Source organism: Pseudanabaena sp. UWO310, assembly GCF_006861605.1.
GTDB lineage: Bacteria > Cyanobacteriota > Cyanobacteriia > Pseudanabaenales > Pseudanabaenaceae > Pseudanabaena.
Genome location: NZ_SELU01000069.1, coordinates 1 through 15,727, shown reverse-complemented (window position 1 = coordinate 15,727; position 15,727 = coordinate 1). Strand labels below are relative to the sequence as shown.

Annotated in this window: 10 protein-coding genes and 1 riboswitch; of the genes, 5 read left to right on the top strand and 5 right to left on the bottom strand. The window is 44.4% G+C overall.

Going from position 1 to position 15,727, the window contains the following annotated elements; genetic code table 11:
- Nucleotides 1-250: 250 nt before the first annotated feature.
- The 3 genes from PseudUWO310_RS19015 to PseudUWO310_RS19005 all read right to left on the bottom strand — a co-directional run bounded on the left by PseudUWO310_RS19015 (nucleotide 251) and on the right by PseudUWO310_RS19005 (nucleotide 4,394).
- Nucleotides 251-2,362, bottom strand: coding sequence for a TIGR00300 family protein (locus PseudUWO310_RS19015; RefSeq protein WP_142604071.1), 2,112 nt, complete (start codon nucleotides 2,360-2,362; stop codon nucleotides 251-253).
- 559 nt (nucleotides 2,363-2,921) lie between these two features.
- Nucleotides 2,922-3,018, top strand: a riboswitch (cyclic di-GMP riboswitch).
- Nucleotides 3,019-3,155: 137 nt separating this feature from the next.
- Nucleotides 3,156-4,139, bottom strand: a complete 984-nt coding sequence (gene moaA, locus PseudUWO310_RS19010; RefSeq protein WP_142604069.1) for a GTP 3',8-cyclase MoaA — start codon at nucleotides 4,137-4,139, stop codon at nucleotides 3,156-3,158.
- Between the two features lie 57 nt (nucleotides 4,140-4,196).
- Nucleotides 4,197-4,394, bottom strand: a complete 198-nt coding sequence (locus PseudUWO310_RS19005) for a hypothetical protein (RefSeq protein WP_142604067.1) — start codon at nucleotides 4,392-4,394, stop codon at nucleotides 4,197-4,199.
- Nucleotides 4,395-4,538: 144 nt separating this feature from the next.
- Between PseudUWO310_RS19005 and PseudUWO310_RS19000 the strand changes: the two genes are divergently transcribed.
- Entirely contained in the window at nucleotides 4,539-5,459 is a 921-nt protein-coding gene (locus PseudUWO310_RS19000; protein WP_142604064.1) for a branched-chain amino acid transaminase, read from the top strand.
- A 193-nt stretch (nucleotides 5,460-5,652) separates the two neighbouring features.
- Here PseudUWO310_RS19000 and PseudUWO310_RS18995 read toward each other — a convergent pair whose 3' ends face one another.
- Nucleotides 5,653-6,231, bottom strand: coding sequence for an aspartyl/asparaginyl beta-hydroxylase domain-containing protein (locus PseudUWO310_RS18995; RefSeq protein ID WP_142604062.1), 579 nt, complete (start codon nucleotides 6,229-6,231; stop codon nucleotides 5,653-5,655).
- 3 nt (nucleotides 6,232-6,234) lie between these two features.
- Nucleotides 6,235-6,447, bottom strand: a complete 213-nt coding sequence (locus tag PseudUWO310_RS18990; protein WP_055074689.1) for a hypothetical protein — start codon at nucleotides 6,445-6,447, stop codon at nucleotides 6,235-6,237.
- Between the two features lie 394 nt (nucleotides 6,448-6,841).
- Between PseudUWO310_RS18990 and PseudUWO310_RS18985 the strand changes: the two genes are divergently transcribed.
- The 4 genes from PseudUWO310_RS18985 (at nucleotide 6,842) to PseudUWO310_RS18970 (ending at nucleotide 15,620) form a co-directional block, all read left to right on the top strand.
- Nucleotides 6,842-7,939 carry an ATP-dependent 6-phosphofructokinase gene (locus PseudUWO310_RS18985; RefSeq protein WP_142604060.1) on the top strand — a complete coding sequence of 366 codons (1,098 nt, stop codon included), beginning with the start codon at nucleotides 6,842-6,844 and terminating at the stop codon, nucleotides 7,937-7,939.
- 157 nt (nucleotides 7,940-8,096) lie between these two features.
- Nucleotides 8,097-9,125 carry an ABC transporter permease gene (locus tag PseudUWO310_RS18980; RefSeq protein WP_142604058.1) on the top strand — a complete coding sequence of 343 codons (1,029 nt, stop codon included), beginning with the start codon at nucleotides 8,097-8,099 and terminating at the stop codon, nucleotides 9,123-9,125.
- 42 nt (nucleotides 9,126-9,167) lie between these two features.
- Complete coding sequence (locus PseudUWO310_RS18975) at nucleotides 9,168-10,853, top strand: DUF3352 domain-containing protein (protein ID WP_142604056.1); 1,686 nt, start codon at nucleotides 9,168-9,170, stop codon at nucleotides 10,851-10,853.
- Nucleotides 10,854-11,495: 642 nt separating this feature from the next.
- Nucleotides 11,496-15,620: a PAS domain-containing protein gene (locus tag PseudUWO310_RS18970; protein WP_190316076.1), complete on the top strand. Its 4,125-nt coding sequence runs from the start codon at nucleotides 11,496-11,498 to the stop codon at nucleotides 15,618-15,620.
- The last annotated feature ends 107 nt before the right edge of the window (nucleotides 15,621-15,727 follow it).

Below are 15,727 nucleotides of genomic sequence, written 5' to 3'. Positions count from 1 at the left end.
GTCATTCATGTCTAATGTCAGTTCTGCTTAAGCTAGCAAATTTTAAAAGCCCAAAAGTAAAAGCCTTGCTATGCAAGGCTTTTACTTTTGGGCTTTGAGAAAGGGTTTTAAAATCACAAAATGGCTTAGCCATTTTGTGATTTGATATCAAAGCCCGTTTTTTAAGTTATCCCGAACTCACGTTAATTACGAATTACGAATTGAGATTTTTAAATTCGTAATTCATAATTCGTAATTCGTAATTTATAACCTAAACTGCAACAGATACAGGACTATCGAGCTTCTTCAACTGCTGAACTAGCAAGCTGAGGAATAACCCAACATCGGTAACTACGCCCACGGACTCCACGGAACCGCGATCGGAAAGTTTGGTCACGACCGCAGGATTGATATCCACACAGACCATCTTGACACCAGCGGGAGTCATGTTGCCCACACCGATAGAATGCAGCATCGAGGAAAGCATCAAAATCATATCTGCACCGCGAATTTGTTCGCTATACAGGCGTTGTGCTTCCAATAGATCCATTACCGTGTCAGGTAAGGGACCATCATCGCGAATAGAACCAGCGAGGACAAAGGGAACATCGTTCTTAACGCATTCGTACATTACGCCAGTCTTCACAAAACCAGCTTCCACAGCCTTGTGAATGCTGCCATAGCGACGAACGGAGTTAATTACCTTTAGGTGATGGCGATGCCCGCCCTTGACGCTGACCCCACGCTTGAGATCGACACCAAGGGAAGTTCCCATCGAGGACTGTTCCATATCGTGAACGGCGATCGCATTACCACCGAGCATCGACTGCACATAGCCTTCACGAATCAAGTAGGCAAGGTGAGGAGCGCCACCAGTATGCACGACTACGGGACCACAGGAGACAACTAACTTGCCGCCGCGATCGCGAATTTGGCGAAGTTCCCATGCGATTTGTTCGACCACGAGTTCGACACGACGTTCGCTAGATACCCCTGCACCCATAAAGGAAAATTCTTCTTTCTTGGCAGTATCTCTGGCTTCAGGCTTGCGTACCGTCCGCACGCCATCGTAACCAACAACAACGCGATCGCCTACGACGAGATCGCGCAATAGCTTGCAGGTAGCAGTTTTACCATCGGGGCTGATGGCGATCGCTGCATCCATGCGCTGATTTTTGCAGCGGAGCCATTCACCATCAACACAGGCATCGGTAGGATAAATGGTGGATACATAAAAGTCATCAGGGGCGACTCCATCCTGTAATACTGGCTCCAGATTGGCATCGGAGGTATCGCGATCTTGTAAAACTGCGCCGATTTCGATCAGTTCGCCCATAATCGTTTCCATGAGGTCATGGGAGGGAGCTGAAATCCGAATCTTTGCCAAGGATGTGCTTTGTCGCTGTTCGCCGAGATTAAATTCTAATACTTGGAAACTGCCGCCGTTATCTGTTACCAAATCGAGGGCACGGTTAATAATCCCTGAATCGAGTAAATGTCCTGTTAATTCAACAATTCTCGCTTCCACAATACTGGGTTCGACATCGGCTAGTTCACTAGCAATGGGAACTTCGATGGTTCTGAGGGTTAAACATTTTGCGGCTCCACCTGCCTTGAGGAACTCGGTGAGCGGCGTTTCGATAACATTAAATCCAGCATCGTTAATACGTTGCTTGAGGCGATCGCTGATTTTATTCATCACCACATGGCGATCGACATTCACCGCATTACAAGAGAAGGTGACAGCATCAGCCTCTTCGATCGCAATCCGTTTATTCGCAGGAATCCGCATTTCAATCAAGCGATTGGAATAGGAATCAAAGGCAGGAGGATAGTAGAGTAGGTAGCCGTCAGTAAGAGGACAGAAGCAGGTATCTAAATGATAGAAGCGATTATCAATCAGACGCAGGGATAAAACTTCAACATTTAACCACTTGGCAAGGTAGGGGTGAGCATCTAGTTCTGAACGGAAACCATAGCCAGCCCATAACCAACCACCTGAGCGATCAAATAGGGCATCACCTGCACCTTCAAAGGGTAAATCCTTGGGCAATTCAAACACGGTAAATCCCTTAGACTCAAACCATGCTTTGAAATAGGGTTCTTCGCCTTGGCGTTCTTTATGTAAAAAACGACTCAGCACCGCCTTGTCACCTAATACCAATCCAGCATTGGCAGTGAACACCATGTCTGGCCAGCCCTTGGCAGGGGGCACTAGCTCAACATTGACTAGCCCCTTGAGGACTTCATACAGTTTTTGCCATTGCTCTACAGCGCGATCGCGGCTAGATTTGTGAACGTTGCCCTCCATCCAAGGATTGATCACATAATCTACATCGTAGTGATCGGGGGCGCACATCAGATAATTCAGTTGGGCAGTCATAAATCAAAGTAAATAATTGGGGAGAACGCAAAATTTGGCCCACTCACGATGGCAGCTACCAAAATTTGTCAAACAATTGCACCAAACAATCGCACTGAACAATCGCACTGAACAATTGCACCAAACAATTGCACCAAACAATTGCACCAAACAATTTCTAAGGTGCCAATCTTTAATCATACCTAATGCCCAATGCTGAAAGCGCTTCTAAAAGTTATCATCTCTTGATAATTACCCTGTAATACCAATTCACAAAAGTGTAACAACACTTTTGTGAATTAAAAACCAAACCCAGTAAGGTTTTGAAATTCCCAAAATGGCAACGCCATTTTGGGAATTGGTATAAGTAGCTAGGCATAATTAAAAAACAAAACCTAGAAGAGCGTACCGCCTGCTTAGCAGGCGGTACGCTCTTCTAGGTTTTAAGTTTACTGATTCCAGCTACTTACTTAGATTTTTGAATATTGCCAAAAAAACTATTGCAAACTATTGCATATATATTTGAATTAGTATACATTACTATCAGACCCATCCTATTCCCCCCCGTGTGGGTCTAGTATCCCCGAAATGGCAATTACTTCCGAAAGGGGTAAGCGCAAATCAGTAGACCTAGAGCTATCCGCTACACATACGGTATGGTGGCTGCTGATGCCGAAGGGATATTTTGTATTTCTAAAACCAAATAAACAAAAAAGCTCGCAACGCGAGCTTTTTTGTTTATTTGGTCTCGCGAACCCCAAAGAGAGATGCGGCATTTTGTGCCGCATCTCTCTTTGGGGTTTTAATTAACTCATTAGCCGCCAATTTGGGACATCGTACGGAAATAACTCTGGCGATCGCCAGTTCCGCGATCGCGTTCTTTAAAGTTAATTTCATCTTTGAGTTGTAGTAATTCTCTGACCGCGATGCGCAACTCCGCAGTATCCTTGCCCTGACGCAGCGCTGTTTTGAGATCGATCTGCCCCAACTCATTTAATAAACATGGACGCAGTAATCCATCCGCTGACAGCCGCATCCGATTGCAGCGATCGCAAAAGCACTCGGACATTTGACTAATAAAGCCTAAGGTTCCCTTAGCGTTGGGGATCTGAAATACATCAGCGGGACCATTTCCCTTACATTTACCCGCATCCAAGCCATAGCGATCGCCAATTTGTTGTCGCAGCGTTGCCGAATCCACCCAACCTTTATAGGTAAATAGATGGTCATTACCAATGGGCATGAATTCAATAAATCGGATATGCCAGCGACGATCGATGCTTAGGGCGGCGAGGTCTAAAATTTCGCGATCGTTGACATCGGGGACGACGACAACATTTAACTTCAAAGGATCGAAGCCAACCTCATAGGCGGCAAGGATTCCAGCCCATACCTTTTCCCAGAGATTGCGCCCCGTAATTTGCCGAAATACATCCCGATCTAGAGAATCGAGACTGATATTGATCCTTCGCAAACCAGCTTCGTAAAGAGGTTTTGCCAAATCTTCCAGCAAAAAACCATTAGTGGTCATCGATAAATCTTCCACCCCTGACAAATTGGCGATCGCCTCTATCAAATTCACCAGATCGCGGCGTAGTAGGGGCTCTCCTCCCGTCAGTCGAAACTTTTTAAATCCAAGCGGAATAAATACCTCTTTTAAAAGAGTAATTAACTCTCCATTGGTGAGGCTCTCTTGAGCCTGAATATATTCGACCTCCGCTCCTTCAGGCATACAGTAGGTGCAGCGAAAATTACAGCGATCGATCAGACTGATGCGAAGGTAGTCAATGGTGTTCACAGATTTTTGTCCTTGTCACTGATAGCGAGCTCTGCGTATATCATAAAGGACTTCGATTTAGGGCTTATACCAAGTTATAGCTGTCACCAATTGTACTAGGACATAAACCCCAAGAATTGACTGGCGGCGCTTCGCGCCGCCAGTCAATTCTTGGGGTTTATGTCCTAAGTCAAGTGACTGTAGCTGTAAGAAATGGCGTAGCCATTTCTTAACTTGAAAACCCTTACTGGGTTTAGTTTTTAAGTAGCTAGGCATAATTAAAAACCAAAACCAGAGAGCGTACCGACCACTTAGCGGGCGGTACGCTCTTCTAGGTTTTAAGTTTACTTATGCTTAGCTACTTAAGTATTTGTCCTAAGTATTATGATAAGAAAACAAACGATCAAAATGTGTTAAATCATGACCTCACAGTACGCCTATATACGCGGAACATTCGTACCTCTCGAAGATGCCACAATTAACGTCCGCACCCACGCATTTCTATATGGTACGGCTGTATTTGAAGGGATTAAGGCGTATTGGTTACCTGAAGAAAACCGCATGGCGGCATTTCGCCTCAAAGAACATTATCAACGTCTGATCCAGAGCTGTCGTATTATCGGGTTGCAGCATCCCCTAGATGTTGATGCAATGATCGATATCACCAAAGAACTGATCCATCGTAATCATTGTAACTCAGCGACCTATTTACGTCCGATTATCTATAAGTCTGACCTGCGGATTGGACCGATTCTCAAGGTTCCCCATACCCACGACGATTTCTGCTTGTTCAGCGTGCCTATGGATGGCTATCTCGACACTAGCAATGGCATTAAAGTAGGGGTATCTTCATGGCGGCGCTTAGATGATAATGCCATTCCTGCCCGCGCTAAAGTAAATGGTGCTTATGTAAATACTGCCCTTGCGAAAACCGATGGCTATGCTTCGGGGTTTGATGATGTTGTCGTCTTAACTAATGAGGGGCATGTAGCGGAAGGAAGTGCCATGAATCTATTTTTGGTAAGAGATGGCAAATTAATTACTAGCTCGATCACCGATAACATCCTTGAGGGTATCACCCGTAGTTCGATCATAGAACTAGCTGCCAAGGAACTAGGGCTAGAATCCGTATCCCGTACGATCGATCGCACGGAGTTATATATTGCGGATGAAGCATTCTTTGTTGGCACGGCTACTGAACTTGCCCCCATTACCAGTTTCGATCATCGTCCCGTAGGCGATGGTGTGATCGGGGAAATCACCAAGAAACTTCGCGATCTCTATAGCAAAGCTGTGCATGGGCTTCTTCCCGATTACCACCATTGGCTGACTAAAGTTTAAACTCCTTGCAAAACATCCTTTAAAACCAAGAAGGCGACGCATTGCGTCGCCTTCTTGGCTCAATTTCTAGATGTAGCCAGTTATGTTAGGACAAACCCAAAGCCCAAAATAGGGTTGCGGCGCGTAGCGCCGCAACCCTATTTTGGGCTTTGGGGCTTAACGACAATGGCTATGGCTATAGCGTTTAATTAGCCTATGATTTTGCGCCCACTATTCCCTTAATAGTTTGCCAAAAGCCTTTACTATCAGTCTTTGCCCCTTTCTCTATCTCTTTTGTCTCAGCGATCGGGCTATCAGGTTTGAAATCAATTAGTAAAACTACCCTCGTGCGATCGCCGCGATTCCAAGCTTCATGTTCGGTCGTATCATCAAACACGAAACATTTACCTTCTTGCCAATTTCTAATTTCATCGCCAACCCGCAGGCTGCATCCATCACAACCGATTAATCCTAAGTGACAGCGCAAAACCCCATCGGGATATCCAGTATGGGCTGCAATATGTGTTCCAGGGACGAGGGAAGAAAAACCAGCGGTGACCATATTCGGGATTTTTTCGACCAGTTTAGTGGTTTCTGGACAAATCTGACAGTTTTTGCCTAGCTTCATGCCAAAAGCGTATAAGCCAAAGGTCTGCCAACCCTTGCCATAGAGATGTTTTTCTGGCCAATCGAGAAAATCGTTACTGCTGAGTTGTTCTAGTTCTTGCTTGATGACTTGCCAATTTTCTTCTAATGGCTGGATAAATTCATAGTCTGAATTATTTTTGTACATATATTACTTGCCTCCAACTCCCCATTGCTTCAGTGTACGGATGGCTAAAATTTTTACAGAATTACCAATTGTTTTTGCAATTTCAACGGGACCGCCCACACGGCTCAAAACTTTTACCGAGAAAACTACCCATTCCCATCCCCTACCAATCTCTACTAAAAGAGAAGGTTTTTGGTTGGAGGCATCAGATTTAGAATCAGGATCTGTAGGATACATATTTGTTTACATGCTTACCTATTGCTTTTAAAAGGTAAGTTTACTATCGAAAATACGCCAAATTTTTACCCTATTAAACCCTGCTAAGTAGTTAGGCGCGATTAACTACGAAAAATAAGAACCTGTGGCTCACGCGCAGAGAGCCACAGGGGTTTTTGGTTTTTAATTATGTCCAGTTGTCAAGTTTACAAATATTTAGAATCTCGGTAGTGCCAAATCGGTAAGAATAGGCGGCACTTGAGTCTGACCGTTAGCGCGATACCAGAATCTGTATAGAGATGATCGCGGCGATCGGTCACATCTGAGTAGCATAATTTGGCAGTGATGGGCGATCGCTATTAAATAAGGTCGTTCCTCATCGCCTGCTCGACCTTAAGAAATTTTGCAAAGATTTATGACAAAACCTAAACGCATTGGTATTTTAACGAGTGGTGGTGACTGTGGTGGACTAAATGCCGTAATTCGGGCTGTAGTGCGTCGGGCTCGTGATTATGATATGGAGATCTATGGCATTAAGGGCGCAACCCAAGGGCTAATGAATCGCCCAGTCGAGGCGGAGTTACTCGATATGAAAAAAGTTTCAGGAATTCTTCGTTATGGGGGCACAATTTTAGGAACCGTGAATAAGGGGAATCCCTTTGCCTATCCGATGCCTGATGGCGCGATTGTCGATCGCGCCGCAGAAGTAATCGAGGGATATCACAAGCTGGGCTTGGATGCGCTGATTGGTATCGGTGGGGATGGGAGTTTGGCGATCCTGCGTCGTCTTGCCCAGCAGGGAAATATGAATTTGGTTGCCGTTCCGAAAACAATTGATAACGATCTGGGGGCAACCGAAAACTCAATCGGATTTAATACAGCCGTGACGGTTGCTGTGGAAGCCCTCGATCGCCTGACCTATACGGCCATTAGCCATAGTCGCGTCATGATCTTAGAAGTGATGGGACGGGATGCAGGGCATATCGCTGTGAGTGCGGGAATTGCGGGAGGCGCTCATGTCGTGTTGATTCCAGAGATTCCCTACGACCTCGACGAAGTATGCGATCGCCTGATGAATCGAGCCTTGAGAGGGTTTAATTTCAGCACGATGGTGGTGGCGGAAGCAGTCAAAACGCCAACGGGAGAGCCAGTTAAGTACACCAATAGTCTCGGACAAACCCTCTATGGTGGCATCGGTCAATATCTTGGCGATCAAATTAGCGTCCGCACGGGCATGGAGAGCCGCGTTACGATCTTGGGGCATGTGCAGAGAGGCAGTACGCCATCGCCGCTAGATCGCATTCTTGGCGCAGCCTTTGGGGTAGCAGCAGTGGATTTAATCTCCCAAAACAAATACGATCGCATGGTGGCCTGGGTCAATCGCGAAGTCATCGATGTTCCGATTGAGGAGGCGATCGCTCAATATAGCGCGGTGGATGTGCATGGCACGTTGGTGCGAACGGCGATCGGCTTGGGTACTTATGTGGGAGAAATCGATCAACTTATTTCTTAGCTATTGCCACTCGTGTTAAGTAGCTAGCCCGAAAACCTGTAGCGCACGCGCAGCGTGCGCTACAGGTTTTCGGGCTAGCTACTTTTTACATTTTGCGATCGCGCCGAGAACGCAAAGCGCTATAGTTAAGAAATTTGTCTAGTTAAAGCTTCAGCCTATGTCTAGTCGCCTCAAAGCTCTGCTCTATTACATTACGGCGCGATTGCTACTTGCCCCGATTATGTTATGGGCGATCGCTTCCATCGTCTTTCTGTTAATGCGAGCGACCCCAGGCGATCCCATTGATGCGATTTTAGGTCCTCGTGCTCCTGAATCAGTAAAAGTCGCGCTTCGCGAACAGGTCGGATTAACGGGTTCTCTGTTATCCCAGTACTGGGAATATATGAAGGATCTGCTCCATTTTAATCTGGGTAAGTCAATTAGTACCCGCGAGCAAACTGTCTGGCAAATTATTAAAAACTTTTTCCCCGCGACCGCCGAGCTAGCCATATATGCCTTGCTCATTGCTTTGGCGATCGGCTTGACAGTCGGAATCGTGGCAGCATTACGCCCAAATACTAAGTGGGATGTGGGCGGGAGACTCTTTGGGATTATTACCTATTCCCTGCCGCTTTTTTGGGTAGGGATGATCTTGCAATTGATATTTTCAGTACAACTGGGATGGTTACCCATCGGGACGAGATTTCCTGCCAGTGCAGAGCCTCCCGTTAATGTATTTGGTCTATATACCATTGATGCCCTGCTCAAAGGTGATTGGAATAGTTTCTGGACGAGTATGCAATATCTGATCTTGCCAGCCGCCAGCTTGGGAATCGTCATTAGTGGCATTTTTGAGCGGATTGTACGGGTGAATCTGAGACAAACTTTGCAATCTGACTATGTGGAAGCTGCCAAGGCTAGAGGAATTAATCCCAGCGCTATTTTATTTAACCATGCGCTCAAAAACGCCATGATTCCCGTAATTACGATTCTCGGTTTGACCCTAGCTTCGATGTTAGGTGGAGCAGTCTTAACCGAGGTGACATTCTCATGGCCGGGATTGGCAAATCGTTTGTTTGAGGCGATTTCAGGAAGGGACTATCCCGTGGTACAGGGAATAATCGTATTTTTTGCAATCATCGTCACGATTGCTAGTATTCTCGTAGACATCATTAACGCTTGGATCGATCCGAGGATTCGATATTAACTTGCACCACCCAAAACTTATTTTTCGGTACTAGCTAACTTTATGAAAATTAAATCTGTTTTTGTTGGGATTGCGGTAGTTGGGGTTTTGCTACTGGTACTAAGCTTTAGCACGGTGGCAAAGGTTTTGGGTGCGAATCCACGGGATGTTTTACTGGGCGTGAAAACCCAGCCCCAAGCCGTTAATTTTTTGCCTCAGCGATCGCCATTATTTTGGTCTTTTTTGATCAATCCCGATCGCCTAGAGTTATTTTCTCAATTAGCCGTCAAGCCTAGCGAACGTCGCGAAGTGCGCCAAACCGTGGCAGCCATCAAACAACAATTGCAACAAAACTGGTTGCTTGACTACGATCGCGATATTCATCCTTGGCTTGATCAAGAAATTACGCTTGCCTTAACCGATACCGATCTCGATCGCCAACCCAATAATGGATTGCAATCTGGTTATTTATTAGCTTTTGCCGCGAAGGATAGCAATCTTGCCAAATCAAGTATTGATGCATTTTGGCAAAGATTAGCGGTGAATGGTTCTGATTTGGGCTTTGAGCAATATCAGGGTGTTTCAATTTTGAGCAGTTTTGCCGAAGATCGACCAGCGATCGCGGGTACTATTTTAGGTAAATTTGTCCTATTTGCGAACGATTCGAGGGTATTAAAAGAGGTAATCGCCACATGGCGATCGCCTGACTTAGCGCTGGCGAGCCTCGATACCTATCGCGCTCGTCAAGCGTCCATTCTTGATAAAAATAATGGCAAGGTCGCTGTTGCCTATGTGAATCTTGCCGAACTAGGGGAGGATTTCCCCAAAGAAAGTTTGGTAATGGATTTGCGGTTTGACAAGGCTGGTATCAGAGCCAAGACCTCCTTGAACCTAGCCAATCAAAGTACTGAAACCTCGCCTGAGCAATCTACAGGGCAATCTCCAGATCAATCTCCAGAACCAAAAACTTCTCAAAAGATATTGGGAAATATGGCGAGTGTGATTCCTTCAGGAAGTTCGGTCTTGATTGGGAATAACCTCGGACAAACCGTAGCAAATTTAAAGAAAACCCTTGCCCCTGAATGGCAAAACCTCTTGGCAAAAGTGATCGCTCCCATTCCTCTAGAGAGTAGGAACTTGACATGGGCGCAAGGTGACTACGCGATCGCTTTAATTCCTCAACCCCATAGCAATCCCGATTGGCTAATAGTTGCCAAAGTAGAGGATGCCGAGACCGCAAAAACAGCGATCGCATCCCTTGACGATCTAGCCAGAAATAAACTGACCGTGGGCGAAATATCGCTCGACCAGCAGCCTGTAACAGTCTGGACAAAGCTCATCGCGTCGGACAATAGCAAAAATGATGAAGTGTCGGGCAAAGCGATCGCCTTGCATACCCAAACCAAAGACTATCTATATCTATCCAATTCACTAAAAATTTTAGAATCGGCACTAACGATCAAAAATAGCGCTTCAATTGCTTCATCAAAAGAATTTAAAAAGATCGTAGCTGAGCTACCAAAAGATATTTCAGCTTACGGATATATTAATAACAACTTTGATTTTTCTTGGTTGCAGACAAGTATCTCAGATCTTAAATTTTGGGATAAAAATCCTCAAAAAATTATCAATAATTCTCTTTTTAAAATTATTAAACATCTAGAATCAGGGGCTTTTGCTAATACCTTTGCTAGTGAAAGTAGCTCTACAGATATATTTAATGGAGAAATTGAATTATTTCTTAAATAATTATTAATAAAATTAATTTTATGCCAGCAAGTTAATGTGAGCAAAACCTCTCAGTCGATCATGAGTACCTTTGATAAGAGCCTAGTCACAATTAAATATAAAATCCAGATCTAAAACCTGTAGCTCATGCACAGCTTGCACCGCAGGTTTTAGATCTGGATTTTAATTATGCTGAAGTACTTATAGAGACTTATCGACTGTTAAAATAGAATATGTAATTGATTTGCTAATATTTATTAAATAGGATTAAACTGTAATTAAACTACATCTTGATATTAGTCCAATAATATTAGTCTAATAATATTAGTCAAATATCAATTAAATAAGTAAGTGGACTTAATTAAATATAAAATCTTAAAACCTGCGGCACATTCTGCACGTGTACCGCAGGTTTTAGGATTTTAATTATGCTGAGGTACTTAGTAATATAAAGCTTAAAAAAAACTAAATAAATTCAGGAGGTTTGAGATAAAAAGCTTAAATAAATTGAGAAATGAAATTGAGAAATGAAATTGAGAAATGGGGGCTGCGAAATTCAGACGATTACAAAGGATTTAGGAATTGCTTAGAAATCGCTTAGGAATTGCTATGTTCAGCCTCTAAACAGCCATAATGATGATGAAAGGACTTAAACGCTTACCTATGCGTGGGATCTCTCTGCAATGGCTTTTACTAATAGCATTTGCAGTACAGATTTTTGGCTCGTTGGGACTAGTTAGCTATTTGTCGTATCGCAATTGGAAAAAATCTGCTAATCGGCTTGCTGATACCGTCAAAACCGAAATTAGCAATCAAGTTGCGGACAAAACAACTGCCTACTTGCAAGCCCTCGACCAAGTTAACAAAAATAATATTAGCGCTCTCCGTCGTGGGGTATGGAGTTTTGATGACTTCTCTAGCCAAGAAAAACAGGCTTGGGAACAAATGCAACTTAACTCCTTGTCTCCGATCACGATCGTAGGTTTTGGCAATCCCTTGGGCGGACATCGAGCCGTAGAACTTTTAAATGATGGAACATTTAGCGTTCGCGCCGCTCCCAATAATGGGGGGAAGTATGAAACATTTGCGCTCAATCCTGATGGCTCTAAAGCATCAGCAATCCAAACATCAATTGATTTTGATGCCCGTCAAAGACCTTGGTTTCAACGAGCCGTCCGCGCCGAAAAAGCAACTTGGACAAATGTATATCCGCATATTTATACAGGAGAATTATTAGTTGCGCTTGCCGAGCCAGTCTATGATCTCAAAAACAAAGATTTTTTGGGAGTGACCTATTCCATTCGCTCCCTAAAAGAGATCAGTCGATTTCTGCAAAGCATCAATTTGCCCAATGGGGCTATTTTTGTCATGGAACGGGATGCGACCTTGGTGGCAACCTCATCAAGATCCCATAAACCCTATTACCTTTCTGCCAATGGTAAGGAGCAACAATTACTAAAGGCTAGCGACAGTGCGAATTCACAAATCAATGTAACTGCAAAATATTTGCGCGATCGCTTTGGCGATTTGGGAAATATTCACCATGAAGAGCAATTTGAATTGACGATCGATGGCGATCGCCAACTGGCTCAAGCCTTACCCATCAGCGATCGCAACGGACTTGCATGGATAATTGTTGTCGTCGTTCCCGAATCAGATTTTACTTCAGAAATTAATGCTAATTTCCAGCACACCTTATTACTATGGGTGCTAGCACTATTTATTTCTATCAGCACCAGTCTATTCTTGTCGAGACGGATTACGCGATCGCTTGCCGATCTCACCCGATCGGCCCAATCTTTCACCGAAAATCATATCGATCTGCCCAAGCTTCCTGCTACGAGCATTAAGGAAATGCAGATTTTAAACGAAGCCCTGCTCCAGATGATGCTTGAAGTTCGCGAAGCTGATCGAAGGGCTTTAGATTACGAGCAGAGCTTAAAACAGCAAGTTGCCCATAAAACTAGCGCACTTGTAGAAGCTCAACGCATAGCAAGAATTGGAAGTTGGGAGTTGGATGTAACGACAGGAATTAGTACTTGGTCGGAACAGCAATGTCGCATTCTCGGCTTCGATACCGATGAATCGATGCTGAGCCACACCACATTTTTAGACATGCTCCTTCCGGAGGATCGCCCGAAGCTCAACGCTTTCATCGACGAAGCGATCACTAGTGGTACACCCTATATTGTCGAGCATGGCATCATTCGTCCCGATGGCTCCATTGGCTACGTGATCAGTCGGGGTGAAGCCATTCAAGATGGGCAAGGAAAAGTAATCAAATTGATTGGTACGACTACCGATATTAGCGATCGCAAGCAAGCGGAAATTGCCTTACAAATATCGGAAAACAAACTTAATGACATTCTCAATTCCACGACAGCCGTAATTACCCGACTAATCGTCAGATCCGATAGCAATTGGGAAACTGATTATCTTTCTGACGGATGTATGAGCATCTGTGGTTACAACGCCGCAGAATTAAAAGCCGATCCATTACTATGGGTCAGTCTGATCAATGCTGACGATTGGCAAGCGATCGAACCGCAAATTTATACAGATATATTTGCGGAAAGGTCGGGGGAATATACCTACCGCCTAAGGCACAAAAATGGATCGTGGCTGTGGATTTCCCAAACAAATCACTCTCGCTGGGATGCGTTACAAAATGCTTGGATCGTCACTATTATTTCTACAGATATTACCCAACAAAAACATGTCGAAGAGGAACTGCAAAGAATCAAGTTAAGATTCCAAAAAATTGCCCTATACATGCCTGGAGTGATCTACATTACCGTTAAGCGTTCAGATGGGTCTAATTATTTTGAATATATCAGCCCCAGAGTTGAGGAATTGAACGAAGTGACCGTCGAAGATGCGATGCGGGACTCTAGAGTCATTACCAACCAAACGCATCCTGACGATCGCGAGATCTTTAATGCCGTGGTAGCCGATAGCATTGAGAAGCAGAGCCTATTCAAACATGAATGGCGGATCATTACCCCTTCGGGCAAAGTCAAGTGGGTACAGGCGATCTCTCTCCCAGAGCTGACAAAAGATGGAGATATGGATCCGCTGAGAAGGGAAAATGGCGAAATCGCTCGCTATGGCATAGTCATCGATATTAGCGATCGCAAACGTCTAGAGCAGGAACTTCTCTATAGCCGAGACCTAAGAGAATTATTCTTCAATGAGTCAAGCGACGCATTGTTTATAGTAGATAGTGAAACCACGATTACCATCGACTGCAATCAGCAAGCCGTCAAACTATTTGAAGCCAATAGTAAAAGCGAACTGATCAATTTTGAAGGTCATTTGCTGCAAAAAAAGCAATTTACTCCTGAAGAGATTAATAATATTGTCCAAGATATAAATCAAAAAGGTTACTGGAATTTAGAAGTAGAATATATCACCCGCAAAGGAAGGGAGTTTTGGGGGGATATCTCCGTCAAACAAATTGTTTTTGGGGAAAATCGTTTTAACCTAGTGCGTGTAGTGGATATCACTTCGCGCAAACAAACCGAGATCGCTCTTTCCACAGCCAAGTCTGCGGCTGAAGAGGCAACTAGGGCAAAAAGTGCTTTTCTCGCAAGTATGAGCCATGAAATTCGTACGCCCATGAATGGAGTGATTGGTATGACCGAGATCCTTGAAGCGACGCAGCTCACGGTCGAGCAAAGGGATTATGTCAAAACCATCAAGGATAGCGGGGAATCTCTCCTGACAATCATTAACGATATTCTCGATTTCTCAAAAATTGAATCGGGTATGATGGCAATTGAAGAAAATGAATTTGCGATCGAAGAAGTCGTGAGGGATGTTTGTAAGTTATTTAAAAATCAAACAACGGATAAACAGATCACCCTCCAGCATACGATCGCTTTGGATGTTCCGAAAATAGTAATAGGCGATCGCGCACGTCTCCGCCAAATTCTACTCAACTTAGTAGGTAATGCCATTAAATTTACCCATCAAGGACAAGTTTCACTCTCAATTAGCGGCAGGCTCTTACCTAAACCACAGCAAGCCTCCCCTCGGAAATTATTCAAACATGAGCTTAAGTACGAGCTATTGGTAGCGATCGCCGATACTGGTATTGGCATTGCCAGCCATCACCTTGACAGCTTATTTCAACCCTTCACTCAAGCAGATACTTCCATTGGTCGGAAGTATGGGGGGACTGGGCTGGGTCTAGCAATTAGTAAACTGTTAGTAGAGTTGATGGGAGGTACGATCTGGGTAAAGAGTTTAGATCGCATCGGTGGTGTCCCCCCCATGCTGTGGAAACCGCAGACGGAATTAGCCGAGCAAGGCTCAACCTTTTACTTCACGATCGTGGTATCGATGGATAGCACCGTTCAGCATCTTCAAGCTAAGGGTGGCGATTACTTTGTCGATAGCAAAATGGCAGCAAAAAAACCTTTGCGAATCCTATTAGTAGAAGATAATGCCGTTAATCAAAGGGTGGCGAGCCTCATGTTTCGACGGCTGGGCTATCAAATTGAGGCGATCGCAAACGATGGTTTACAAGCTATCCAATTTTTGCAAAACCATGAATTTGATTTAGTTTTGATGGATATCCAAATGCCTGAAATGGATGGAATAACTGCCACGAAGGTAATTCGCACAGATTTAAAAAGCCAAGTTTGGATTGTGGCGATGACCGCCGATGTCATGCCCGAAGATCGTCAGGCTTGCTTTGATGTGGGTATGGATGATTATGTGAGCAAACCGATCGATATCCAAGACGTTATCCGTATAGTCTCCTCGGTAGTGCTAAATAGGTAAGGATAGGCGGCGCGAAGCGCCACCCATCTAGCACTGTCTCATCGGTTACTCCCTTCCCATAATTAGGGACTTGCGATTTAATGAAGTACCAAATATAAAACCAGAAT

Bases quoted from the DNA above. Each gene is read 5' to 3' on its own strand.
- PseudUWO310_RS19015 (WP_142604071.1), bottom strand. From the start codon at position 2,362: ATGACTGCCCAACTGAATTATCTGATGTGCGCCCCCGATCACTACGAT.
- PseudUWO310_RS18995 (WP_142604062.1), bottom strand. From the start codon at position 6,231: ATGTACAAAAATAATTCAGACTATGAATTTATCCAGCCATTAGAAGAA.
- PseudUWO310_RS19005 (WP_142604067.1), bottom strand. From the start codon at position 4,394: ATGCCTAGCTACTTAAAAACTAAACCCAGTAAGGGTTTTCAAGTTAAG.
- PseudUWO310_RS18970 (WP_190316076.1), top strand. From the start codon at position 11,496: ATGCGTGGGATCTCTCTGCAATGGCTTTTACTAATAGCATTTGCAGTA.
- PseudUWO310_RS18980 (WP_142604058.1), top strand. From the start codon at position 8,097: ATGTCTAGTCGCCTCAAAGCTCTGCTCTATTACATTACGGCGCGATTG.
- PseudUWO310_RS18985 (WP_142604060.1), top strand. From the start codon at position 6,842: ATGACAAAACCTAAACGCATTGGTATTTTAACGAGTGGTGGTGACTGT.
- PseudUWO310_RS19000 (WP_142604064.1), top strand. From the start codon at position 4,539: ATGACCTCACAGTACGCCTATATACGCGGAACATTCGTACCTCTCGAA.
- PseudUWO310_RS18990 (WP_055074689.1), bottom strand. From the start codon at position 6,447: ATGTATCCTACAGATCCTGATTCTAAATCTGATGCCTCCAACCAAAAA.
- PseudUWO310_RS18975 (WP_142604056.1), top strand. From the start codon at position 9,168: ATGAAAATTAAATCTGTTTTTGTTGGGATTGCGGTAGTTGGGGTTTTG.